At 67.1% G+C, this 23722-nt stretch carries 16 protein-coding genes; 8 read left to right on the top strand and 8 right to left on the bottom strand.

The window, feature by feature from the left end; all coding sequences use genetic code 11:
- The first annotated feature begins 34 nt into the window (after positions 1 to 34).
- The 3 genes from M2299_RS10650 (at position 35) to M2299_RS10660 (ending at position 2874) form a co-directional block, all read left to right on the top strand.
- Positions 35 to 715 (top strand): TetR/AcrR family transcriptional regulator, encoded by a 681-nt coding sequence (locus M2299_RS10650; protein ID WP_099843594.1) that lies wholly within the window; start codon positions 35 to 37, stop codon positions 713 to 715.
- A 136-nt stretch (positions 716 to 851) separates the two neighbouring features.
- Positions 852 to 1499: a protein-L-isoaspartate O-methyltransferase gene (locus M2299_RS10655; RefSeq protein WP_032975442.1), complete on the top strand. Its 648-nt coding sequence runs from the start codon at positions 852 to 854 to the stop codon at positions 1497 to 1499.
- A gap of 16 nt (positions 1500 to 1515) precedes the next feature.
- Positions 1516 to 2874: a TolC family outer membrane protein gene (locus M2299_RS10660; RefSeq protein WP_025874136.1), complete on the top strand. Its 1359-nt coding sequence runs from the start codon at positions 1516 to 1518 to the stop codon at positions 2872 to 2874.
- An 86-nt stretch (positions 2875 to 2960) separates the two neighbouring features.
- On the opposite strand, the gene M2299_RS10665 is transcribed toward M2299_RS10660, so the two are convergent.
- Both M2299_RS10665 and waaA read right to left on the bottom strand, forming a co-directional pair.
- Positions 2961 to 4283, bottom strand: a complete 1323-nt coding sequence (locus M2299_RS10665) for an amino acid transporter (RefSeq protein ID WP_238379116.1) — start codon at positions 4281 to 4283, stop codon at positions 2961 to 2963.
- Between the two features lie 235 nt (positions 4284 to 4518).
- Positions 4519 to 5817: a lipid IV(A) 3-deoxy-D-manno-octulosonic acid transferase gene (gene waaA, locus M2299_RS10670; RefSeq protein WP_025874134.1), complete on the bottom strand. Its 1299-nt coding sequence runs from the start codon at positions 5815 to 5817 to the stop codon at positions 4519 to 4521.
- 60 nt (positions 5818 to 5877) lie between these two features.
- Between waaA and M2299_RS10675 the strand changes: the two genes are divergently transcribed.
- On the top strand, positions 5878 to 6795 hold the full coding sequence (locus M2299_RS10675; protein WP_099843598.1) for an LpxL/LpxP family Kdo(2)-lipid IV(A) lauroyl/palmitoleoyl acyltransferase: 918 nt from the start codon (positions 5878 to 5880) through the stop codon (positions 6793 to 6795).
- Between the two features lie 108 nt (positions 6796 to 6903).
- Here the strand turns inward: M2299_RS10675 and M2299_RS10680 are convergent, their stop codons facing one another.
- The 4 genes from M2299_RS10680 to M2299_RS10695 all read right to left on the bottom strand — a co-directional run bounded on the left by M2299_RS10680 (position 6904) and on the right by M2299_RS10695 (position 10316).
- Positions 6904 to 7353 (bottom strand): transposase, encoded by a 450-nt coding sequence (locus M2299_RS10680; protein ID WP_280884322.1) that lies wholly within the window; start codon positions 7351 to 7353, stop codon positions 6904 to 6906.
- 322 nt (positions 7354 to 7675) lie between these two features.
- Positions 7676 to 9007, bottom strand: coding sequence for an O-antigen ligase (locus tag M2299_RS10685; RefSeq protein ID WP_280884323.1), 1332 nt, complete (start codon positions 9005 to 9007; stop codon positions 7676 to 7678).
- Positions 8988 to 10103, bottom strand: a complete 1116-nt coding sequence (locus M2299_RS10690) for a glycosyltransferase (protein WP_280884324.1) — start codon at positions 10101 to 10103, stop codon at positions 8988 to 8990. Before M2299_RS10690 ends, M2299_RS10685 begins: the two co-directional genes overlap by 20 nt.
- A 15-nt stretch (positions 10104 to 10118) precedes the next feature.
- Positions 10119 to 10316 carry a zinc-finger domain-containing protein gene (locus tag M2299_RS10695; RefSeq protein ID WP_025874129.1) on the bottom strand — a complete coding sequence of 66 codons (198 nt, stop codon included), beginning with the start codon at positions 10314 to 10316 and terminating at the stop codon, positions 10119 to 10121.
- A 436-nt stretch (positions 10317 to 10752) separates the two neighbouring features.
- Between M2299_RS10695 and M2299_RS10700 the strand changes: the two genes are divergently transcribed.
- Positions 10753 to 14097, top strand: coding sequence for a GH92 family glycosyl hydrolase (locus M2299_RS10700; protein WP_280884325.1), 3345 nt, complete (start codon positions 10753 to 10755; stop codon positions 14095 to 14097).
- The gene (locus M2299_RS10705; RefSeq protein WP_032951610.1) at positions 14094 to 14849 is read left to right on the top strand and encodes a basic secretory protein-like protein; all 756 of its coding nucleotides are present in this window, start codon (positions 14094 to 14096) and stop codon (positions 14847 to 14849) included. The genes M2299_RS10700 and M2299_RS10705 overlap by 4 nt, the downstream gene beginning before the upstream one ends.
- Before the next feature lie 590 nt (positions 14850 to 15439).
- Here M2299_RS10705 and M2299_RS10710 read toward each other — a convergent pair.
- A complete protein-coding gene (locus M2299_RS10710; protein WP_025874126.1) occupies positions 15440 to 17731 on the bottom strand; it encodes an NADP-dependent malic enzyme in 2292 nt (763 codons plus the stop codon).
- Between the two features lie 229 nt (positions 17732 to 17960).
- Positions 17961 to 19316: a dicarboxylate/amino acid:cation symporter gene (locus M2299_RS10715; protein ID WP_025874125.1), complete on the bottom strand. Its 1356-nt coding sequence runs from the start codon at positions 19314 to 19316 to the stop codon at positions 17961 to 17963.
- A 331-nt stretch (positions 19317 to 19647) separates the two neighbouring features.
- On the opposite strand from M2299_RS10715, the gene M2299_RS10720 reads away from it, so the two are divergent.
- Both M2299_RS10720 and M2299_RS10725 read left to right on the top strand, forming a co-directional pair.
- Positions 19648 to 20817, top strand: a complete 1170-nt coding sequence (locus M2299_RS10720; protein ID WP_025874124.1) for a porin — start codon at positions 19648 to 19650, stop codon at positions 20815 to 20817.
- Positions 20818 to 20885: 68 nt separating this feature from the next.
- Positions 20886 to 23537: a PAS-domain containing protein gene (locus M2299_RS10725; protein WP_280884326.1), complete on the top strand. Its 2652-nt coding sequence runs from the start codon at positions 20886 to 20888 to the stop codon at positions 23535 to 23537.
- Positions 23538 to 23722 lie beyond the last annotated feature (185 nt).

Below are 23722 nucleotides of genomic sequence, written 5' to 3' on the forward strand. Positions count from 1 at the left end.
TAAATATCGAACCGCTTGGTCTAGTATTAGCGGAATGAGTTCTTCCACTTCCCGAAAGCCGACGGCCAAGCCCGCTGCCAAGGCTGCCGGTCCCGGGCGCCCCAAGGATCTGGGCAAGCGCGCGGCAATACTCGAGGCAGCCAAGACACTGTTCATCGAACAGGGCTACAGCGGCGTGAGCATGGACAGCATTGCTGCCCAGGCCGGCGTCTCGAAGCTGACCGTTTACAGCCATTTCGGCGACAAAGAGACCCTGTTCTCCGAAGCTGTGCAGTCCAAGTGCATCGAGATGCTGCCCGACGCGCTGTTCGTGGCCGACGTCGAAGGCCCCCTGCGTGACCAGTTGCTGGGCATCGGCATGGCGTTCTTCGAGATGATCACCTCCGACGCGGCCCTGTCGATCCAGCGGATGATGATGGCGCCGGAGACCGACGAGCGCCTGCGCGAACTGTTCTGGCAGGCGGGCCCGCAACGCACCTGCGAGGCACTGGCCGACTTCATGCGTTCGCGTGCCGAGCGCGGCGAACTGGATATCCCCGACTGCTACATCGCCGGCCAGCAGTTCCTGACCCTGGTGAAGGGCGAAGTGCACATGCATATGATGTGCGGCATGCCACTGTCCCCCGTCGAGACCGATGCTGCGATCCATGTGGCCGCCAGTGTGGATTTCTTCCTGCGCGCCTACGCGCCGCGGGGGGCTGGGAATGCTGGATAACCAAAACTGAACGAACCGGAGGTCGCGATGACTTCCGGCACTGCGACCCCGGCCACCCCGCAGCTGATGCTCTGGGCGCGCCGCCGGCCCCCGGCACCGGTAAAATGGCCGGCCCACTGCGCTGGATTTGAACCTCATGACGATTGATTACGCCCACGCCCGCGAACTGATGGTGGAACAGCAGATCCGTCCCTGGGACGTGCTGGACATCAAGGTGCTCGACGTCCTGGCCCGCCTGCCGCGCGAGGCCTTCGTCGCCGACGCGCACCGGGCGCTGGCCTATGCCGATGTCGAACTGCCGATCGGCAACGGCCAGAAGATGATGAAGCCGGTCATCGAGGGCCGTACCCTGCAGGCACTGGATCTGCAGCCGGGTGACGAAGTGCTGGAAATCGGCACCGGCAGCGGCTTCCTGTCGGCCTGCATCGGCGCGCTGGCGCGCGACGTGCTGAGCCTGGAAATCGATCCGGAACTGGCCGCCGCTGCGCGCGCCCGCCTGGATGCCACCGGCCTGGGCACCAACGTGCGCGTGGAAGTGGCCGATGGCCTGGCCTGGCAGACCGAACGCCGCTTCGACGTGATCTGTGTCACTGGCGCCGTCGACGTGGTGCCGTCACAGTTTGCTTCGTGGTTGCGTCCGGGTGGTCGCCTGTATGTCATCCAGGGCCGTTCGCCGGCAATGGAAGCACTGCTGGTGAAGGCCGATGGCAGCACCGAGTCGCTGTTCGAGACCGATATCGATTACCTGCGTGGTGCCGCCCCGGCCCCCCAGTTCCACCTCTGAGTCCAAGGAAGCCGCAATGATCCGCCGATCCCTCGCTGTTGCGCTGGCCACTGCCCTGCTGCCGTTGTCCGCCCATGCCGCCGACCTGCTGCAGGTCTATGAAATGGCGCGCAATGGTGACCCGCAGCTGTCCGCCGCCGAATCCACCCGGCTGTACGACAAGGAAGGCGCCGTGCAGGCGCGTGCTGCCCTGCTGCCGCAGATCAATGGCCAGGCCCAGTTGAGCCGCACCCGCACCGAAGCCGACCATGACGCCAACTCCGGCACGGTCACCAGCAAGCGCCGCAACTACACGATCGACGGTTCGCAGACGCTGTTCAACTGGACGCAGATCAACAACCTGCGCTCGCAGCGCGAGCTGAGCAAGGCGGCTGATTTCACCCTCGACTCGGCCAACGACAACCTGATCGTGCGCACCTCGGCGGCCTACTTCAACGTGCTGGTGGCGATCGAATCGCTGAACGCCGCACAGACCAATGAAGCGGCCGCGAAGAAGCAGTTCGACTTCGCCGACAAGCGCCTGGAAGTGGGCCTGGCGCCGATCACCGACGTGCATGAAGCACGCGCCCAGTACGACCAGGCGCGCGCCAACACCATCGTTGCGCAGAACACCCTGGCCGATAACTACCAGGCCCTGACCGAACTGACCGGCCAGCCGGTGGTCAACCTGAAGGGCCTGCCGGCCGATTTCCGTCCGGAAGTGCCGGCCAACCGCGGCAACCTGGACCAGCTGGTGCAGCAGGCGACCACGCAGAATCCGGCGCTGAAGGCGCAGGAGCTGAAGGTCGGCGCCGCCGAAGCCGGCGTGCAGGCCGCCCGTGGCGGTCACTACCCGACCCTGTCGCTGGGCGGCAGCTGGGGCAAGAGCGCGACCTGGGGCGACAGCGTCGGTGCCGGTTCGCTCTCCCCCGATGCACGCACCAACAGCATCGGCCTGACCCTGAGCGTGCCGATCTTCTCCGGCGGCGCCACCCAGTCCGGCGTGCGCCAGGCGCTGGCCCAGCGTGACATCGCCCAGGATGGTTTCGAGCAGCAGAAGCGCGCGCTGGACCGCAACACCCGCAATGCCTACCAGACCCTGGTGCAGGGCATCAGCGAAGTGGAAGCGCGCCGTTTGGCCGTGGTTTCCGCGCAGAGCGCCTACGATGCCTCGCAGGTTGGCCTGGAAGTGGGTACCCGCACCGTGCTGGACGTGATCCAGAACCAGCGCATCCTGTTCTCCGCACAGCTGGATTACGCGCAGGCCCGCTACAACTTCCTGCAGAACCGCCTGCTGCTGAGCCAGGCCGTGGGTGGCCTGGATGTCGCCGAACTGCAGGACATCAACCGCCTGCTGACCCAGGACGCGGGCAACCCGTCGACGACCACGAACTGAGTCGGCGCGACCGGCCTGGTCACAAAGCCACCCGCGAGGGTGGCTTTTTTATTGATTGCAGATGGCCTGCGGTGTGTGGGGGTGCGCTAGCGCGAACGCCCGGCGCGCCGACGCAACAGGACGCCTGCCAACACGACCGCCAGCACCACCAGCACCGGTAGAAACAGCCGCGACGTGGCTGCCGGCAACAGGCACAGTGCGGTTGCCACTGGGGAGAGCACCATCGGGATCAGCCGCCGTTCGCCGGCCGCGGCCCGCACCTGCCACTGGCTGCGGGCAACGCCGAGGCACACGGCGGCCAGGACCAGCAGGCCTGCAGGCCCCGGCAGCTGTGGGAGCCACCCCTCCGGCAGCGACAGCGCCAACGCCGCCGACAGCACGGTCAGCGCCAGCGTCAGCAGCAAACGCGCACCGGTACCCACTTCGCCGGACTTCGGCGGCCAGACTTCCACCCCCAGCCGCGCGGCCAACAGCAGCAGCACCAACTGCAGGGCCGCCAGCCCCGCGCCGCCCGCCAACGGCAACAGTGGCAGCAACCACTGCAGCTGCGGGATCCCCTGCAACGCCACCGACAGCGGCCGCGTGCTGGCCAACGCGGCAAACTCGACGAGGCCCGACTGCAGCGCAGCCAATACCATCAGCCACAACATCGCCATCAGCACCGCTGCGCCAGCGGCTCTGGAAACCTGCGAACGAGGGCGCGGCACCCGCCCGGAAAACCCTGCCAGCAGACCTGCACCCAGCAGGACGCCGAGCAATGCCACGCCCGCTGCCAACACGCCACCCAACCCGAAGCGATAGGGCGCGGTAGCCGATGGCAGCCACGGAATCCAATGCGCGTAGTGCACATGGCGTGCTGCCAGCAACAACAGCAGCAGGCCCACGCCCAGCTTCACCGTCAACAGTGCACTGGCCAACAACAGCGCGCGCGGCGTCCGCAGCACTGCAGTGGCAGCCCCCAGCAGCAGCACCAGGATCGCCGCCGCCAGCGGCAAGGGCAGCCACTGCCCGGGTGCGGCGTCGATGACCTCGGCGGCTGCGTACAGATGACGCGCCATCGATTGCGCCAGCCCTGCGATGGTCGCCATCAGTTCCAGCAGCAGGGCAATCACCAGTACGTCGGCAGGCAGCCTGCCCCAGGCGGCACGCAGCAGACCATGCAGACCCGAAGCATCCGGCAGGCGCCGCATCGCCATGCGCAGGCAATACAGCATCGGCACTGCGCCCAACGCCGCCAGCAACAGGCTGAGGACAATGGCGGGCCCCGCCTGTGCCGCCGTGTGCTGCCCGACCAGGGCGACAACGCTGCCGCCCAACAGCAGGGTCAGCGCCACCACCAGCAGATGGTCGGTGCCCAGCCTCCCGGGCTTCGCGCTGGCGTGCAGCGCGCCTCCGTTGTCACCGATCATTCAAAGCTCCCTTGATGTCGCCCAAGCGTGGTCGACAACAGGCTGGCAGCCTGACGCGGTAAGCGGAATCGGAATCTGCGCCATACGAACGATGATGTGACAGCTTGCACGCCGTGGTCGGCGCGAGCGGTCCAGCTACGACAGATTCACCACCATCAAGCGGGCTTGATGCAGGCGTTCACGACAGCGCAAAGGCAGGGCGCCCTTGAAACATCTGAGGGCGACAGGCGGGGTCTCAGGCCAGCGGCGGCGGCAGGTGTGGAGCCACCAGCTGCAGGGTCCGCTGCAGCGCGCCGCGGCCATTGCTGACCAGCGTGCAACCGGCGCGGGCCATGTCTTCGCGCGCCTGCACGTCGTCGAGCAGGTGCAGCAGCAGATCACCCACCGCCTGCACGTCCTCGCCGATCAGCAGTGCACCGGCCTCGCGCATGCGCCGCGAGATCTCGGCGAAGTTGTGCAGATGCGGGCCGGTCACCGCTGCGGTGCCCATCGCTGCCGGTTCCAGCAGGTTGTGGCCGCCGATGGCCTGCAGGCTGCCACCGACGAAGGCGACCTGGGCACAGCCGTAGAACGGCATCAGTTCGCCCAGCGTGTCGATGACGAAGACATCGCTACGCGCGTCCGGCCACTGCTGTGCGCGCCGTGTCGACACGTTCCAGCCCTGCTCGCGGGCCAGCGCCTCCACCTTGGGGAAGCGCTCCGGATGCCGCGGCGCCCACAGCAGCAGCAGGTCCGGATGCTGCTGGCGCAGGCGGCGGTGCAGGTCGATCACTGCCTGCTCTTCACCATCATGCGTGCTGGCCGCGATCCACACCGGGCGCGTGGCCGGCACATGGGCATGGAACTGTTCGATGAAGGGCTGCACGTCCGGCGTGGCGATGTCGAACTTCAGGTTGCCCAGTGCCTGCACCTGTTCCGGCGCCGCGCCCAGCTGCACGAACCGCGCAGCGTCATCCTGCGACTGTGCGGCCACGCAGGTGACCGTGCGCAGCGCACGCCGGATCAACGCCGCCAGCACGCGGTAGCCGCGCAGCGATCGGGCCGACAGGCGCGCATTGAGGATGTACACCGGAATGCGACGGTCGCGGCAGCCGAACAGCATGTTCGGCCACAGCTCGGTTTCCAGGATCAGCGCCAGGCTGGGCTGGAAGTGCCCCAGGAAGCGGTTGACGCTGCCCGGCACGTCGTACGGCAGGTACACATGGTCCAGCGCATCGCCCCACAGCGCGCGCACCCGTTCCGAGCCGGTCGGGGTGATGGTGGTGATGACCCAGCGGATGTCCGGCCGCTGCGCGCGCAGCGCATTGACCAGCGGCGCAGCGGCGTTGACCTCGCCCACCGAGACCGCATGCAGCCAGACCCGGGGCTGGCCGCTGGGCTGCGGATAGGACGCATAGCGTTCATCCCAGCGCCGGAAGTATTCACGGACCCGGAAGCCGCGCCAGACCAGGTGGTACACGGTGATCGGCAGCAGGAGGTACAGCACGGCCGAGTACAGGCCACGCAGGATCCATTCGACAGGGTCTTTACGCATGCGGCAAGGATACGGGAGCCCCCCGGGAAAGACACGCGGCCGGGTTGGTAGAATGGCGGCATGTCCGATGCCACCACCGCCGTCCGTCCGTCGCTGCGTGATCCACGCAACTGGCCGATGTTTGCCGTCATGTTCACTGCCTTCGGGATCGCCCGGCTGCCGTGGACGCTGCAGCGCGTGCTGGGCCGCGGGGTCGGCTCGATCGCCTGGCGCCTGGCCGGCAGCCGCCGCCATGCCGCCGAGGTCAACCTCAAGCTGTGCTTCCCCGAGAAGGACGAGGCCTGGCGCAAGCGCCTGGTGCGCGACAGCTTCGACGCCTTGGGTGTGGGCATCTTCGAATGCGCGCGTTCCTGGTGGGGCAGCATCGACAGCATCCGTCCGCAGGTGCACATCGAAGGGCTGGAACACCTCAAGCAGATGCAGGCCGAAGGCCGCGGCGTGCTGCTGGTCTCGGGCCACTTCATGACTCTGGAAATGTGCGGCCGCCTGCTGTGCGACCACGTCGACCTGTCCGGCATGTACCGCAAGCACAAGAACCCGGTGTACGAGTGGGCGGTGAAGTTCGGCCGCCTGCGCTATGCCAAGGCGATGTACGCCAACGAGGACATCCGCGCGACGGTGCGCCACCTGAAAAAGGGCGGCTTCCTCTGGTACGCACCCGACCAGGACATGCGCGGCAAGGACACCGTGTTCGTGCCGTTCTTCGGCCACACTGCCTCCACCATCACCGCAACCCACCAGCTGGCGCGGATGACCGGTTGTGCGGTCATCCCCTACTTCCATCGCCGCGAAGGCGGGAAGTACTTCCTGAAGATCGGCGCGCCGCTGGAGAATTTCCCCAGCGAGGACGTCGAAGCCGATACCACGCGGGTCAACCAGGCCATCGAGCAGATGGTGCGCGAGGCACCGGACCAGTACCTGTGGATCCATCGCCGCTTCAAGCGCCAGCCCGGTGGGCGCAGCGATTTCTACAAGTGACGGGTGGTAGGGAAGGAACGTCCCATCCACGCATGGCGTGGATCTACTGGGAATGCCGATCAGTAGATCCACGCCATGCGTGGATGTTCTCTCTTCCGATGCCGGAATCTACAACGGCCAACGACACCAGGCGTGAGGGTAGTCCCCCAGCCCACCAGCCAATCCGGCCCGCACCGGATTGCCCAGGATGTACATCGCCTTGTCATGAAGGGATTCATCGGTACACACCGCATGGTCGTGATAGCCGTGCTGCCAGAGCGGCCCTTTTCGTCCCGATATCCGGTTCAGCTGCCGGCTGCTGCGTGATTTCAGCAACGCCATGCACTGGGCCAGCGTTCCCTTCTGCAGCTCCATCAACCAGTGCAGGTGGTCGGGCATCGCCACCCAGGCGAGGCTGTGGCTGATGCCGCTGCGTTCGACGAAGCGCAGCGCGTCCACCAGCACAGCGACATTGCCTGCGTCGGAGAAGAATGGCTCCCGGCCGTGTGTTGTCGTGGTCAGGGAATAGACATTTCCCGTGCGGGAGTAGCGACCGTAGCGGAGTCTGGGGCTTGCCATGGGGACAGACTGCGGTTTGCCCGGTCATCCTTGCATTGGCGGACCACCCTGCGGCCAGTCGGGAAAAGCCGCGACACCGGCCAATGTTCATGGGAAAGCCCATCCACGCATGGCGTGGATCTACTGCTCCCCCGCCAGACACGTCCCCGGAGATCCACGCCATGCGTGGATACGACCAGCCACCCCGCACAATCCAGTAGATCCACGCCATGCGTGGATAGGGCCCAACCCGCACACGCAAGTAGATCCACGCCATGCGTGGACGAGACGTTCCCCACCCCCGCACAATCCAGTAGATCCACGCCATGCGTGGATGCGGAAATTACCCGGCGCCCGGCTGATCGTCCGGTTCGCGCGCCAGCAACGTGCCGACGAACAGCGCGGCGAGCAGGACGGTCAAGCCGCCCCAGAACGCGGAATAGAACGCCAGGTGCGTATTGAGCGGGAACACGGTGACCGCCAGTGCCAGCATTGCCGGGCGTGCACGTTCGCGCGCCGGGGCCGGGGCGAAACGCCATGCCCGCCATGCCTGTGCCACCGCCGCCAGCCACAGCAGCAGCCCCAGCACACCTGTCTCGGCCAGGATCTCCAGCACGATCTGATGGGCGTGCAGCGCGGGCATGGTGCCCCACACCGCCGGTCCTTCATCCGCAACGCAGTGGGGATAGGCATCGCGGAAGCCACGTGCACCGACACCATTGATCGGGTGTGCTTCGATCATGCAGGCCGCCGCGCTCCAGATGCGGGTACGGCCGGACAGGGCCTGCTCGACCCCATCCTCGCCACCGTCCCAGGCCATTGCCGTTCGCGCCACACGCTCACGCAGCTGCGGCACGCTGGCGGCCAGTACGCTCGCCGAGAGAATACCCACCAGCGCGAGCAGGCCCAGCCGCTTCCATCCCAGTTGGCGCACGCCGCTGTAGGCGACCACCAGGCCGAAGGTGATCCATGAGGCACGCGAGCCGGCCAGCAGCAGCACCACGCCCACCGCGGCGACGGCCAGCAACCAGCCCGCATTGCCGAAACGGCGCGCCACCGGCAACAACAGGAACGGCGAAAGACTGGCCAGCACCTGGCCGAATTTCAGGTTGCACGGCCCAAGCGCGCCGCTGAGACGGTCGGCCAGCGCGGCTTCTTCAGCCGGGCACAATGCATTGCCGCTGATGGCCAGCTTGATCTGCTGCAGCGACCAGAACCAGGGGCTGGTGCCTGCCAGTGCCTGCACCAGCGCATCGAGCGTCCACAGGCCGGTGATCACCGCCAACCCACCCAAGGTCAGGCGCCGCCGCTGCGGGTTGGCCGCGGCGATCGCCACCAGCCACATGAAAGGCAGATAGCGCAGCCCGGCCGCAGCCTTGGTCCACGACGCCGAAGGGTCCACGGCATCGAAGGCCGAGAAGGCCTGCGGCAACCAGTAGCCAAGGAAAAGAATCGATGTCAGTGCCCACGCTGCCGGGCTCAGCAGATGAGGGCGATGCTGCACCCGGCGGATGACCATGCGTGCGGCGGCGTACAACGCCCCCAGGCCCAGCACTGTTTCGGCGATACCCGGCAGCGGCCACAACGCGACGTAGGCCAGCACCCACCAAGGTGCCCAGCGGCCGGCGCGCTCATCGCGCAGGGGCGGCGTGGCGTCAGCCAGCGAGGTCGGCATAAAGACGGAGGGTATCGCGCTGCATGGCCTGCAGGGTAAACGGGATACGGCCCGGCAGCGACGGCGGCTGTGCCAACAGGGCCAGCGCACGTTCACCCAGCAACTGCGCATTGCCCAACTGCACTGCGCCACTGGGTTGCAGCTGCTGCAGCAGTTCGCCGACCCCACCATGGTTCCAACCCAGCACCGGGCGGCCGACCGACAACGCTTCGACCACGGTGCGACCAAAAGCTTCCGGTTTGTCCGACAGCTGCAGCACCAGATCGCTGGCGGCGTACGCCTGGGCGATGCGCGCAGTCGGCGTACTGATGTGCACCGCCCCGGTCACGCCCAGTGCGGCCGCCTGCCTGCGCAGCTCTGCCACATAGGCTTCCCGGCCAGGCTCGTCGGTGCCCAGCATCCACAACTGTGCCGGCACGCCTGCTGCACGGACATCGGCAAGCAGCTGCAACGCGTGGGCGTGGCCTTTCAGGCGGGTGCCGCGACCGGGCAGCATCAACAGCGGTCCGTCGACCTGGGCCAGCCACGGGTAGTCGGCCGCCAGCGCCAGCCGGGGGCGCCGATCAGCGCGTGCCACGCGCGGGAACTGGCTGACATCCACCCCGCGCGGGATCACCTGCAGCCTGTCGTGCGGCACCGTCGGGTAATGCGTGTGTACGTAGTCGCGCACGCTGTTGGACACACAGATCACGCGTTCGCCGCTGGTCATCACCGCGCTGTAGCGGCTGGGCGAATTCAGCCCATGCACGGTAGTCACCCAATGCGGGCGTTGCGCCGGCTGCATCGCACGGATCGCGTACAGCCCCAGCCACGCCGGCAGGCGCGAACGGGCGTGGACGATGTCGGCGCCCACTTCGGTGAACAGGCGACGCAGGGTAGGCAGATGGCGCAGCGTCAGCAGCGACTTGCGGCCGATATCCAGGGTCAGGTGCTCGGCACCGCTGTCGAGCAGCGGCTGCACCAGGCGACCACCAGCGGACACCACCAGCGCGCGATGGCCGGCAGCGACCAGGGCCGCGGCGATTTCAAGGGTCGAGCGCTCGACACCGCCGGAGTGCAGCGCCGGCAGCAACTGCACCACGGTCAATCGGCGCATCGAGGGGGCAGCCGTTTAGTCGGCCAGCACGAACACGGCGCCGCAGTAAGCACACTGCGCTTGCCCGTTGGGTTCGTCTTCGATCGGCAGGTACACCCGCGGATGCGAGTTCCACAGCGCCATTTCCGGGGTCGGGCAGCTCAGCGGCAGATCGCTGCGGTGCACGGTGTAGCGCTTTTCGGCGTTGGCGGGCGCGGTGGCGGTATGGCTCATGGCGGATGTCGATGAACGGATTGCGAGGCCTGCGATTCTAGCATCTGGGCCCGGCAAACACCGTGCGCGGCGTGGCCGCTGCGCGCGGCGGCCCGCTTGCAGCCTTCGCCGGTGCAGCCACGTGCGACCGCCCTGCCCCTCCCGCGCCGCCGTCGCCCTGCCCCATCGGCGGGAAATCCCAGGCAGGCCAGTCAGTTCCGCGCGGAATCGGTCGTCGTTCGAATTCCCCGCATTTGGATCGAACTAAATGGCACTTGTCAGGGCGCTGCCGGCTGTTGCAGCATCGGCAGCGATCCATTCCTGACCCGATCGCATGGCCCGCCCCCCACCGGACCTGCATCGCCTCCCGACTGCCCTGCGGCGGACGGGGCGATGCTGTCCGTGGTGTTCGCCGATGCGGGTTCTGCCTGCCGCCTGCCCTACCGGGAGACCCTGCATGACCCTGTACGATCCGCGCCGCGCCCTGCTTCCGCTCGCCCTGGCCCTGGCCTGTGCGACCACTGCGACGCCGGTGCTGGCGCAAGGGCTGCAGACCTCCTTCGAGCCGGGCGAACCGGCACCGGCCAGGTCCGATGGCACCTTGTCCATCGACGTCGGCAGTGGCCCCGGCGCGCCGTACGCGGCCAAGCGCAACGTCGGCTACAGCGGCCTGCATGCGTTGCACTACAGCACCAGTGGCGGCCAGGCACGCCGCGAACTGTTCAAGACCGATCTGCCCATCGACACCGACACCACGCTGTCCTGGCTGGTATTGCCGGAGATCGTCGGCAAGGACACCGTGGCCTCCACCTATGTCTCGCTGGACCTGCTGCTGGACGATGGCAGCCGCGTCTCCGCCAGCGGCGCGCGCGACCAGCACGGCGTAGCGCTGGGCGCACGGGCGCAGGGCGATTCGAAGACGTTGTACCCGCAGCAGTGGGCGCGCAAGGCGGTCAGGCTGGGCGACATGCCGGCGCTGAAGGGCCGCCGCGTGCTGGCCATCGAGCTCGAGGTGGCCAGCGCCAATGGCGCGCCTGTGTCGGGCTGGATCGACGACGTGCGCCTGGACGTGCAGCCACGGCAGGCGCCGCAGCGGGTCTCCAACTGGGTACTGACCACGCGCGGAACCCAGGCCAACGGCACCTTCTCGCGCGGCAACAACTTCCCGGCCACTGCGGTACCGCACGGTTTCAACTTCTGGACGCCGGTGACCGATGCCGGCGCACTGAACTGGCTGTACCGCTGGAACGAGCAGAACGATGCGAAGAACCGGCCGCAGCTGCAGGCGTTGGCGCTGAGCCACCAGCCCAGCCCGTGGATGGGCGACCGCCAGACCTTCCAGGTGATGCCCTCCGCCACGCGCGGTGTGCCCGAAGCGGACCGCAGCAAGCGGGCGTTGTCCTTCGACCGCACGCAGGAAAACGCGCGCCCGTACCGCTACGACGTGCGCTTCGACAACGGCATCGCCGCGTCCATCGCCCCCACCGACCATGCCGCGCTGTTCCGCTTCGAGTTCCCCGAAGGCGGCGACGCCAACCTGCTGTTCGACAACGTCGATGCCCGCGGCGGACTCACCCTCGATGCCGCCACGCAGACGTTGACCGGCTACACCGATACCCGCAGCGGCCTGTCCAACGGCGCCACCCGCATGTACGTGGTGGCCAGCTTCGACAGGCCGTGGCGCAGCAGCGGCCAGATCGGCACCGGCCGCCCGACCGGCTACATCAAGTTCGACCCAGGCAGCGAGCGCCGGGTGACGATGCGCATCGCCACCTCGTTGATCTCCGTCGAGCAGGCGCGGCACAACCTGGCACTGGAAATCGCCGCCGCCGATACGCTGGAAAGCGTGGCCGGACGCGCACAGGATGCGTGGGATGCACGCCTGGCCCGTTTCGACATCGGCAATGCCAGTGACGACCAGAAGACCACGCTGTACTCCAGCCTGTACCGGCTGTACCTGTACCCCAATTCCGGCCACGAGAATGTGGGCACCGCCGCCGCGCCCGAGTGGCGCTATGCCAGCCAGGCCAGCGCCGCCGATGACAACACCGACGGCAGCGCGACGCGCAGCTTCGCACCGGTGCGCGACGGCAAGGTCTTCGTCAACAACGGCTTCTGGGACACGTTCCGCACCACCTGGCCGGCGTATGCGCTGTTCACCCCGGATGATGCCGGGCAGCTGGTACAGGGCTTCATCGAGCAGTACCGCGCCGGTGGCTGGGTCGCGCGCTGGTCCTCGCCGGGCTACGCGGACCTGATGGTCGGCACCAGCTCGGACGTCGCCTTCGCCGATGCGTGGCTGAAGGGCATCGGTGGCTTCGATCCGGAAGAGGCCTACGCCGCAGCGCTGAAGAACGCCACCGTGGTGCCACCGGACCGCCACGTCGGCCGCAAGGGCATGGATCGTTCGACGTTCCGCGGCTATGCCAGCGCCGACGTGCATGAAGGCATGTCGTGGACGATGGAAGGTGCGCTCAATGATTTCGGCATCGCCAACATGGCCGATGCCCTGGCCAAGCGCGCGACCACACCGTCCGCACGCGAACGCTACGCCACCGAGGCCGACTACTTCCGCCACCGCGCCGGCAGCTACGCGACGTTGTTCGATCCGGCCGCCGGCTTCTTCCAGGGCCGCAGGCCCGATGGCAGTTGGCGCCTGCAGGCCAAGGACTACGACCCGCGCGTGTGGGGCCACGACTACACCGAGTCCAATGGCTGGACGTTCGCCTTCACCGCCGCGCACGATGGCGAAGGCTTGGCCGCGCTGTACGGTGGCCGCGACAAGCTGGCCGCCAAGCTCGATACCTTCTTCGCCACCCCGGAAACCGCCGACGCCGCATTCGCCGGCTCCTACGGCGGCACCATCCATGAGATGACCGAAGCGCGCGACGTGCGCATGGGCATGTACGCGCACAGCAACCAGCCGGCACACCACATCCCGTGGATGTACCTGTATGCCGGGCAGCCGTGGAAGACCCAGCAGCATGTGCGCGAGATCCTGTCGCGGCTGTATGTCGGCAGCGAGATCGGCCAGGGCTATCCGGGCGACGAGGACAACGGCGAGACCTCGGCGTGGTACGTGCTGGCCTCGCTGGGCCTGTATCCGCTGCGCATGGGTGCGCCGGAGTACGTGATTGGTTCGCCAGCGTTCCAGCATGCGCGCGTCGAGCTGCAGGGCGGCGCGGTGTTGACCGTCAATGCACCGCAGAATTCGCCGGAGAACGTGTACGTGCAGTCGCTGAAGATCAACGGCAAGCCGTGGAGCAAAACCTGGGTGCCGCACGAAGTGATCGCCAAGGGTGCAACCCTGGACTTCGTGATGGGCCCGCAGCCGTCACGCTGGGGCAGCGGCGTGGATGATGTACCGCGCTCGCTGACCGCCCGTGGCCAGCGCCCGCAGTTGCTGCACGATCTGCTCGGCAACGGCGCGCAGGCGGCACTGGCTGATGGCCGTGCCCTGCCCGCGCTGATCGACGACGATGCCAACACGGCCGTGCCGCTGGGCGGCGGCGTGACCATCGCACTGAGCCACGTGGGCGATGGCGTACCGACGATGTACACGCTGACCAGCGGTGACGGCACGATCCGTGGCGGTGAGTGGACGCTGGAAGCGCGTGCCGGCAACCGGCGCTGGGTAACGCTGGACCAGCGACGCGGCGAAGACTTCACCTCGGCGCGGCAGACCCGCCCGTTCCGTATCGCCTCGCCCTCACGCTACGCCGAGTACCGTCTGCGCCTGGCTGCGCCGGGGCGCCTGCAGCTGGCCGAGATCGAACTGTTGGCGCCCTCCCCCCTACAATGACGTCCATGCGCCTACGTTTGCTCCCCCTCGCTCTTGCCGCCCTTGTATTTCCCAGCCTCAGCCACGCACAACCGCAGACCCAGGCCTTCGATGGCCAGGTCAGCCGTGACGGGGTGACCCTGTACTACCAGGATGCCACCGGCGCGCTGGCCGCGCCGGTGCGCAAGCGCATCATCGATACGTTCTACTTTGCTTACCTGCGCGAGCGTGCGGACTTCCGCCCGGCCGCGCCGAACGAAGTGCGCATCGTGATCGATCCGGCGTACAACGGCGTCGCCTTCGTCGGCGACAAGGACAAGGCCAGCACGATCACGATCAATCCGGGCTGGCTGGTCCAGCACCCGGATGACATCGATCTGGTCACCCACGAAGCGATGCACATCGTGCAGGGCTACCCCAGCTATGGCGACAAGCGCGTGCCGGGCTGGCTGGTGGAGGGCATCGCCGACTACGCCCGCGATCGCTACGGCATGAACAACGCCGCTGCCGGCTGGGCGTTGCCGGACAAGCTGAGCCAGGGCCAGACGGTGGAAAGCGGCTACCGGGTGACCGGTGCCTTCCTGAAGTGGGCCGAAGCGGCGCACCCGGGACTGGTGCTGGCACTGGACAAGGATCTGCGCGACGGGCGCTATGCACCGGCGCTGTGGCAGAAGCACACCGGCAAGACCCTGCCGGCGCTGTGGGCGGAGTATGCCAAGCCGCGCTCCCCGGCCCCTGCGCCGCCGCCCGCGCGACGCGCGAAGCGGCGGTAAGCTCGACGCCGGGGCGATGCCCCGGCTTTCAACGCGACTGCACGAAGCCGGCGTACAGCGCGAACAACTGCTGGAAATACCGCTTGCTCACTCGACTGCGCATGACACTGCTCCGCCCATGGAAAGTTGGTCGGGCCCAGAGTGGGAAGGCCGGTCCGGTCCCTTCCCACGGCCAGGCCGCGTGGGCGTATTGGGCCGCAGCGAGGTTGCAGGGCGATTACCGGGCGGCTGCAGTTCTCCGGTAGCGCCGGGGCATGCCCGGCGGAACATGCCCGGCGGAACACGGGAAGCGCCGCGCTGCGCGCTCGCCGGCCAACGGCCGGCACTACCGTTCCCGCGTTGCTTCTCCGGTAGCGCCGGGCCATGCCCGGCGGAATACAGGAAGCGCCGCGCTGCGCGCTCGCCGGCCAACGGCCGGCACTACCGTTTCCGCGCTGCTTCTCCGGTAGCGCCGGGCCATGCCCGGCGGAATACGGGAAGCGCCGCGCTGCGCGGTTGCCGGCCAGCGGCCGGCACTACCGTTTCCGCGTTGCGGAAACAGAAACGCGCCCCGTGGGGCGCGTTTCTGCAGATCGCAGCGGAACGAAGGCTTATGCCTTCTTTTCCGCTTCGATCTGCTTACGGATCTGCGCATCAACCGCGGCGATCGCGGTCATGTTCAGGATCCGGCGCGAGGTCGCGCTGGTGGTCAGGATGTGCACCGGCTTGTTGACGCCCATCAGGATCGGACCGATCGCCACGCCATCGGTGAACACGCGCACCAGGTTGTAGGCGATGTTGGCCGCTTCCAGGTTCGGCAGCACGAACAGGTTGGCACGGCCCTGCAGGGTCGAGCCCGGCAGCAGCTTCTGGCGCAGGGCTTCATCCCATGCGGTGTCGCCCTGCATTTCGCCGTCCACGTTCAGACGCGGGTTGCGCTTGAGCAGCAGCTCGCGCACCTGGCGCATCTTCAGCGCATCCTTCGAATCGTGGCTGCCGAAGTTGGAGTGCGACAGCAGTGCCACCTTCGGTTCGACGCCGAACAACTTCATGCGGTAAGCGGCCTGCAGGGTCGCTTCGCACAGCTGCTCTGCGGTCGGGTCTTCCTGCACATGGGTATCGACGAAGAAGAACACACCCTGCTGGTTGATCACGCCGGTCATCGCCGAGGTCGAGGTGACCTTCGATTCCAGCGGCAGCACGCTGCGCACGTAACCCAGCTTCTTGTGGAAGCGGCCGACGATGCCGGTCAGCATCGCATCGGCTTCGCCACGGGCCACCATCACTGCAGCGATCAGGGTCGGGCGCGAACGCATCAGGTTCTTGGCAGCGGCCACGGTGACGCCACGACGGCCGGTCAGGCCGTGGTAGTACTGCCAGTATTCGTTGAAGCGCGGGTCGTCATTGATGTTGGTGACTTCAATGTTCTCGCCGATCTTCAGGCGCAGGCCGAGGCGCTCGATGCGCGATTCGATCACTTCCGGGCGGCCGATCAGGATCGGATGTGCCAGGCCGTCGTCGACCACGTTCTGCACCGCCTGCAGCACCACTTCTTCTTCGCCCTCGGCATACACCACGCGCTGCTTGTCGCTGCGCGCGCGATCGTAGACCGGCTTCATCATCAGGCTGGTGCGGTAGACGAACTGCGACAGCTTCTGCCGGTAGGCTTCCATGTCGGCGATCGGACGGGCGGCCACGCCCGAATCCATTGCGGCCTGGGCCACGGCGGCCGACAGCTCCACCAGCAGGCGGCGGTCGAACGGACGCGGGATCAGGTATTCGCGGCCGAAGCTGGGGGTCTCACCGCCATAGGCAGAGCCCATGTCGGTGGCGGCGCGGCGGGCCAGCGCGGCGATCGCGCGCACGCAGGCGATCTTCATTTCCTCGTTGATCGCGGTCGCACCGACGTCCAGCGCACCGCGGAACAGGTACGGGAAGCACAGCACGTTGTTGACCTGGTTCGGGTAGTCCGAACGGCCGGTACCGATGATCGCGTCCGGACGCGCGGCGCGCACCAGTTCCGGCATGATTTCCGGGGTCGGGTTGGCCAGGGCGAAGATCACCGGGTCCGGCGCCATCGTCTTGACCATCTCGGCGGTCAGGATGCCCGGCGCCGACAGGCCCAGGAAGATGTCCGCGCCATCGACGATCTCGGCCAGGGTGCGCTTGTCGGTGTCGCGCGCATAGCGCAGCTTTTCCGGGTCCAGGTCGGTACGGCCGGTGTGGATCACGCCTTCGCGGTCGAAGGCCAGGATGTTCTCCGGCTTCAGGCCCAGCTGCACCAGCATGTTCACGCAGGAAATGCCGGCCGCGCCCATGCCCGTGGTCGCCAGCTTCACTTCTTCGATCTTCTTGCCGGTGATCGCCATGGCGTTCAGCACCGCAGCACCGACGATGATCGCCGTGCCGTGCTGGTCGTCATGGAACACCGGGATCTTCATGCGCTCGCGCAGCTTGCGCTCGACGATGAAGCACTCCGGTGCCTTGATGTCTTCCAGGTTGATGCCGCCGAAGGTCGGCTCCAACGAGGCGATGATGTCGACCAGCTTGTCCGGGTCGTTCTCGTCCACTTCGATGTCGAACACATCGATGCCGGCGAACTTCTGGAACAGCACGCCCTTGCCTTCCATCACCGGCTTGCCGGCCAGCGCGCCGATGTTGCCCAGGCCCAGCACCGCGGTGCCGTTGGAGATCACCGCCACCAGGTTGCCGCGGGCGGTCAGCTCGCTGGCCTGCTGCGGATCGGCCTTGATCGCTTCACAGGCGTACGCCACGCCCGGCGAATACGCCAGCGACAGGTCGCGCTGGGTCAGCATGGGCTTGGTAGCGGAAACCTTGATCTTGCCGGGCGGAGACATCCGGTGGTAATCGAGGGCGGCCTGTTTGAAATCTTCGTTGGACATCGATGTGGGTTACATGAATGGGCAGAAGGGACAGGGGATCATACCCCCGTTGGAGCGGTCGGACCTGTCGCTATGCTGTCGCAGTGATGCTGCGACCGCACAATTCCATGGCGTATGCGACGTTACCAGAGCACAGCTTCGGCGCTGGCGATGACAGCCGTGGGACGCCTTGAAACGCTGCGGGGCCGTGCCACTGTCGTGACCGGCCCCGCAGTACCACACACCCGGATCAGCCCTTGGCGGGCAGCGCCTCGGTCATCGCCAGCGGCACGGCATCGACCGGCGGCGGCAGTTCGCTTTCGCGACCATCCAGCGCCAGCTTCAGGCGGTCGCGGTCCAGCGCACCTTCCCAGCGCGAGACCACCACCGTGGCCACCGCGTTGCCGATGAAGTTGGTCAGCGAGCGGCACTCGCTCATGAAGCGGTCCACGCCCAGGATCAGCGCCATGCCGGCCACCGGCACTTCCGGCACCACCGCCAGGGTGGCGGCCAAGGTGATGAAGCCGGCACCGGTGACGCCGGCAGCGCCCTTGGAGCTGAGCATCGCCACCAGCAGCAGCGCGATCTGGTGGCCCAGGGTCAGCTCGGTGTTGGTGGCCTGGGCGATGAACAGCGCGGCCAGGGTCATGTAGATGTTGGTGCCGTCCAGGTTGAACGAGTAACCGGTGGGGACCACCAGGCCGACCACCGACTTGCTGCAGCCGGCACGTTCCATCTTCTCCATCAGCGACGGCAGCGCCGACTCCGACGACGAGGTGCCCAGCACCAGCAGCAGCTCGGCCTTCAGGTAACGGGCCAGCTTGAACACCGAGAAGCCACACAGGCGGCAGACCACGCCCAGGATCACCGCAACGAACAGGAACGCGGTGAGGTAGAACGAGCCGACCAGCCAGGCCAGGTTGACCAGCGAGCCGACGCCGTACTTGCCGATGGTGAAGGCGATGGCACCGAAGGCACCGATCGGCGCGGCCTTCATCAGGATGTGCACCAGCTTGAACACCGGCGCGACCAGCGCTTCCAGGAAGTTCTGGATCGGCTTGCCCTTCTCGCCCACCGAGGCCAGCGCGATGCCGAACAGCACCGCCACGAACAGCACCTGCAGGATGTTGCCGTCAACGAAGGCGCTGATCAGCGTCTTCGGGATGATGTCCATCAGGAAGCCGACCAGGGTCAGGTCGTGCGACTTCTCGACATAGCTGTGCACCGCGGTCTGGTCCAGCTCGGCCGGGTTGATGTTCATGCCGGCGCCGGGCTGCACCACGTGCGCCACGATCATGCCGACGATCAGCGCCAGCGTGGAGAAGAACAGGAAATACGCCATCGCCTTGGCGAACACCCGGCCCACCGTGCGCAGGTGGGTCATGCCGGCGATGCCGGTGACGATGGTCAGGAAGATCACCGGGGCGATGATCATCTTCACCAGGTTGATGAAGGCATCGCCGAGCGGCTTCATCTTCTCGCCGATCAGCGGCTCGTAGTGGCCGAGGACAGCACCCAGGACGATCGCCACGATCACCTGGAAATACAGTTGGCGGTAGAGCGGCAACGGCTTGCTGGGCACCGGCGCAGCGGTCGGGATGTGCATGGCGGACTCCGGAAGGGGCGTTTTCAGGCACGTACGGCCCCGGAAATGCACGGGAACCGTTACCGTGGAAACTGACCGCACGCCCCGTGACTGCAGGCGCAGGGGTGCGACCAATGGACGCCTTTGTACGCGCCGGGCACGCCGGCGCAGATAACCTATTGGTACTAGCCCCCCGGTTCAGGTGGCTGCGCTGCCTACACTGGCGCCGCACCCCTGATCGCGGGGACGCCGGTGGCCCGACCTGAACGGCCGGGCGCGTCATTGCGAAAGTTCCGGCCATCGCGGCCGTTGTTGTCCTGTCCACACGCAATCCGAGAGAGCCGCACCACCCATGCGCCCGATTCCCACCTTGCTGGCCCTTTCCCTGGCCGCCCTCCCCGCCTTCGCATCCGCTGCGGATTTCGACAACTGGCCGACCAAGTACGCCTTCGGCGACGGCACCGAGCTGGCCGCTACCGCCAACATCGCCTACGACTACAACGACTTCTCGTCCGCCAGCGGCATCGAGGATGACGATGCGGTGCGTCGCAAGGAGTTCGGCGCGACCCTGAAAAAGAAGGGCGTGTACGACGCGATGGTCTACTACGATTTCCAGGCCGATACCTGGCTGGACGTGTTCGTGCGCTTGGAGAGCAAGGCGTTCTTCGGCCGCGATGTCGGCCGCTTCCGCTTCGGCTATATGAAGACCCCGGTCGGCCTGGATGCCAACACCTCCTCGCGCGCGGGCAGCTTCCTCGAAACCGCGCTGCCCGTGCAGGCGTTCTACGCAGGCCGCCGCACCGGCGTGGAATGGGTGCTGGAGCGTCCGCAGTACCTGCTGCAGGCCGGCGCCTATGGCGGCAAGGACCTGCAGGGCGACAACCCCGGCACCACCCAGGCGGTGCGTGCGGTGTGGACGCCGGTGAAGGCACCGGGCGATGTGATCCACCTCGGCCTGGCTTATTCGCAGGAAAATCCGCGCGGTTACCACGATGGCCGCGACGTGCACCACGAAGCCAGCGCGCGCCTGCGGGCCCGTCCGGAAGCCGGCCTGACCGACATCCGCCTGGTCGATTCGGGGGCGCTGGTCACCGCCGACCAGATCCGCCGCACCGGCCTGGAAGGCATCTGGATCCGCGGTCCGTTCTCGCTGCAGGCCGAAGCGCTGCAGGCCACCGTCACCCGCAATGATGGCAAGCCCGACTACACCGGCCACGGCCAGTACGCGATGGCCAGCTGGGTGCTGACCGGCGAATCACGCCCGTACAACGCCGGCGCCGTTGCCAACATCAAGCCGGCGCACGACTACGGTGCGGTGGAACTGGTGGCCCGCTACAGCCGCCTGGACCTGGACGACGGCAGCATCCTCGGTGGCCGCCAGCACGACCTGACCCTGGGCGCGAACTGGTACCTGACCAGCCACTTCAAGTTCCAGGCCAACTACGTGAAGGTCGACGCCAGCCGTCGCGGTGTGCGCAGCACCCCGGAGATCTTCGAACTTCGCGCGCAGATGCACTTCTGATCCCTTCCACGCGTCAGATCCCGGCGGGCGTGCATGCCACGCCCGCCGGCCCTGCGTAGACTGCCGCCATGTACTGGCTCAGCCGACACCGCCTGCAGTTGCTGACTATTCTGGTGATGGTGGCCGGCACCGTGCTGTGCGCGGCCGCCGCAGGCCACTACGCCTGGCGTCGCGCGCTGGGCACCGAAAGCGCGCAGGTGCAGCGGCAGCTGCAGCTGTATGGCCAGGGCCTGCAACAGCGCATCGACCGGTTCGGCACCCTGCCGCAGGTGATGGCGCTGGACCCGGACCTGCTACATGCACTGCAGGTACCGCCCCCGCCCGCCGAGCGGCAGCGCCTGAACCTCAAACTGCAGCGCGCCAACCAGGTTACCCGCACCTCGACACTGACCCTGGTCGGCCGCGATGGCGTGGCCGTGGCCGCCAGCAACTGGGACCAGCCGACCAGCAACGTCGGCGAGGATTACAGCTACCGTCCGTACTACCAGCAGGCGCTGGCCCATGGTCGTGGTCGCTTCTACGGCATCGGCATGACCACCGGCGTGCCCGGCTACTTCATGTCCGAGGCCATCCTCGATGCCGACAGCCAGCGCATCGGCGTGATCGTGATCAAGATCGAGCTGTCGGCACTGGAACAGGAATGGTTGAACAGCCCGGACGTGGTGCTGACCAGCGACAACCACGACGTGGTGTTCCTGGCCAACCGCGATGCGTGGCGCTACCGCCTGCTGCGTCCGCTCGGCACGGAGGAACGCCGCGAGATGCGCGCGGCGCGGCAGTATGCCGACCGCTCGCTGCAGCCGCTGCGCGTGCGCACCGAGGACGTGCTGGCCGATGGTGGCCGCATGGTGCGCCTGCTCGACCCGGCACTGCCACAGGCGATGCTGTGGCAGACCCTGGCGCTGCCCGACGAAGACTGGAGCCTGCACCTGCTGCACGACGCCAGCGCGGCCACCAGCGCCGGCCGCGGTGCGGCAGTGGCCGGCGCCGCCGCTTGGCTGGCGCTGGGTTTCCTGGTGCTGTTCGTGCAGCAACGGCGTCGTCTGTCCAAGCACCGCCAGCGCAGCCGGCGTGAACTGGAAACCCTGCTCAAGCAGCATGCACAGGAACTGCGGACCGCCCAGGACGGCTTGCTGGAAGCCGCGACCGATGCCGACGTTGGCTTGAGCCGCAGCCTCGAACATCTGCCGCAGGGCGTGGTGGTGATCGACAAGGAACAGCGTCTGGTCGCGTGGAATTCGCGCTATCTGGAATTGTTCCGCTTCCCGGCGGGGCTGGTGCGGGTGGGCCGCCCGATCGAGGAACTGTTCCGCTTCAACGCACGTCGCGGCCTGTTGGGGCCCGGCCCGATCGACGAGGCCATCGAACGCCGCCTGACCCACCTGCGCAGTGGCCGCCCACACATGCGCGAGAGCGAGAAGGACGACGGCACGGTGCTGGAGATCCGCGGCAACCCGCTGCCCGACGGTGGCTTCGTCACCAGCTATGCCGACATCACCAGCTACAAGAACGCTGCACGCGAACTGCGCTCGCTGGCCGATGCGCTGGAACACCGCGTGGCCGAACGCACCCAGGATCTGGACGAAGCCCGCCGCGAAGCCGAGCAGGCCAACCGTTACAAGACCCGCTTCGTCGCCTCGGCCGTGCATGACCTGCTGCAGCCGCTGAATGCCGCGCGCATGTTCGTGTCGGTGCTGCGCGGCAAGCTCACCGACCCCGAACAGCAACAGACCAGCGACCATATCGACGCCGCACTGGCCGCGCAGGACGCGATCCTCAACAGCCTGCTGGATATTTCACGGCTGGAGTCGGGGTCGTTGCAGGTACGGGTGCGCGCATTCGCGCTGTCTCCCTTGCTGGAAACCCTGGCGCGCGAGTTCGGCATCGCCGCACAGAGCCGCGGCCTGCAGCTGGACTGGGTGGACACCCGTGCGGTGATCGTCAGCGACGAAGCACTGCTGCGGCGCATCCTGCAGAACTTCCTGTCCAATGCGCTGCGCTATACGCCACGTGGCCGCGTACTGATCGGCTGCCGGCGTGCAGGCGACCAGCTGCGCATCGAGGTGCATGACCAGGGACCAGGTATTCCGGAAAGCCTGCAGGGCGAGATCTTCGAGGAATTCCGGCGCCTGAACGACGGCGTGGAGCAGGAACGGGGCGCCGGCCTGGGCCTGGCCATCGTCGAGCGTATCGGTCGACTGCTCGGACACCGCATCAGCCTGCGTTCCACGCTGGGCAAGGGCAGCGTATTCACCGTGAGCGTGGCACTCGGGCGCGCCGACGAGGTGATTGCACCGCCGGCGGCGCCGGTCATCGCAACCGAGCCGTCTGATGACAGCCCGCTGCGGCAATGTCGGGTCTGGAGCATCGATGATGACCCGCATGTCTGTGCGGCGACCCGTGCCCTGCTGGAACGCTGGGGCTGCCATGTGGAACTTGCCGATGGCCCCCAGGGGGCACTGGAAATCGCCAGTGCGCTGAACGTGCCGCAGCTGTTGCTGCTGGACGTGCGCATGGGGCAGTGGCACGGACCGGACCTGTATGAAGCGCTGTGCACGCTGTGGAAGGCGCGGCCACCGGTGATCCTGGTGACCGCTGAGCGCGATGATGCGCTGAAAGTGCATGCTGCCGAGAACGGTTGGGGCTTCCTGCTCAAGCCCGTGCGGCCGCCGGCGCTGCGGGCGTTGATGACGCAGCTGCTGTTGCGGCATCGCGGGTAAGTCAGTCGCACCTGAGCGAGGGCCACAGACTGGCGTCAGACCGATCATCTCCCACATACAGCTACGCCGAAGTATCTGAGAAGCTCGGCGAGGGATACGAGAACAGATTCATGTTCTCTACCGATCCCGAACTGAATTCGATCAGCGGGAACTGATCAGGAAAGCGGAACAGCATCCACAACGAC

It is taken from the genome of Stenotrophomonas sp. 1278 (assembly GCF_029892765.1).
GTDB classification, from domain to species: domain Bacteria; phylum Pseudomonadota; class Gammaproteobacteria; order Xanthomonadales; family Xanthomonadaceae; genus Stenotrophomonas; species Stenotrophomonas indicatrix.

Coding starts and splice junctions, on each gene's coding strand:
- M2299_RS10700 (WP_280884325.1), top strand. CDS start 10,753: ATGACCCTGTACGATCCGCGCCGCGCCCTGCTTCCGCTCGCCCTGGCC.
- M2299_RS10650 (WP_099843594.1), top strand. CDS start 35: ATGAGTTCTTCCACTTCCCGAAAGCCGACGGCCAAGCCCGCTGCCAAG.
- M2299_RS10665 (WP_238379116.1), bottom strand. CDS start 4,283: ATGATCGGTGACAACGGAGGCGCGCTGCACGCCAGCGCGAAGCCCGGG.
- M2299_RS10710 (WP_025874126.1), bottom strand. CDS start 17,731: ATGTCCAACGAAGATTTCAAACAGGCCGCCCTCGATTACCACCGGATG.
- M2299_RS10705 (WP_032951610.1), top strand. CDS start 14,094: ATGACGTCCATGCGCCTACGTTTGCTCCCCCTCGCTCTTGCCGCCCTT.
- M2299_RS10715 (WP_025874125.1), bottom strand. CDS start 19,316: ATGCACATCCCGACCGCTGCGCCGGTGCCCAGCAAGCCGTTGCCGCTC.
- M2299_RS10695 (WP_025874129.1), bottom strand. CDS start 10,316: ATGAGCCATACCGCCACCGCGCCCGCCAACGCCGAAAAGCGCTACACC.
- waaA (WP_025874134.1), bottom strand. CDS start 5,817: ATGCGTAAAGACCCTGTCGAATGGATCCTGCGTGGCCTGTACTCGGCC.
- M2299_RS10680 (WP_280884322.1), bottom strand. CDS start 7,353: ATGGCAAGCCCCAGACTCCGCTACGGTCGCTACTCCCGCACGGGAAAT.
- M2299_RS10655 (WP_032975442.1), top strand. CDS start 852: ATGACGATTGATTACGCCCACGCCCGCGAACTGATGGTGGAACAGCAG.
- M2299_RS10725 (WP_280884326.1), top strand. CDS start 20,886: ATGTACTGGCTCAGCCGACACCGCCTGCAGTTGCTGACTATTCTGGTG.
- M2299_RS10675 (WP_099843598.1), top strand. CDS start 5,878: ATGTCCGATGCCACCACCGCCGTCCGTCCGTCGCTGCGTGATCCACGC.
- M2299_RS10660 (WP_025874136.1), top strand. CDS start 1,516: ATGATCCGCCGATCCCTCGCTGTTGCGCTGGCCACTGCCCTGCTGCCG.
- M2299_RS10685 (WP_280884323.1), bottom strand. CDS start 9,007: ATGCCGACCTCGCTGGCTGACGCCACGCCGCCCCTGCGCGATGAGCGC.
- M2299_RS10690 (WP_280884324.1), bottom strand. CDS start 10,103: ATGCGCCGATTGACCGTGGTGCAGTTGCTGCCGGCGCTGCACTCCGGC.
- M2299_RS10720 (WP_025874124.1), top strand. CDS start 19,648: ATGCGCCCGATTCCCACCTTGCTGGCCCTTTCCCTGGCCGCCCTCCCC.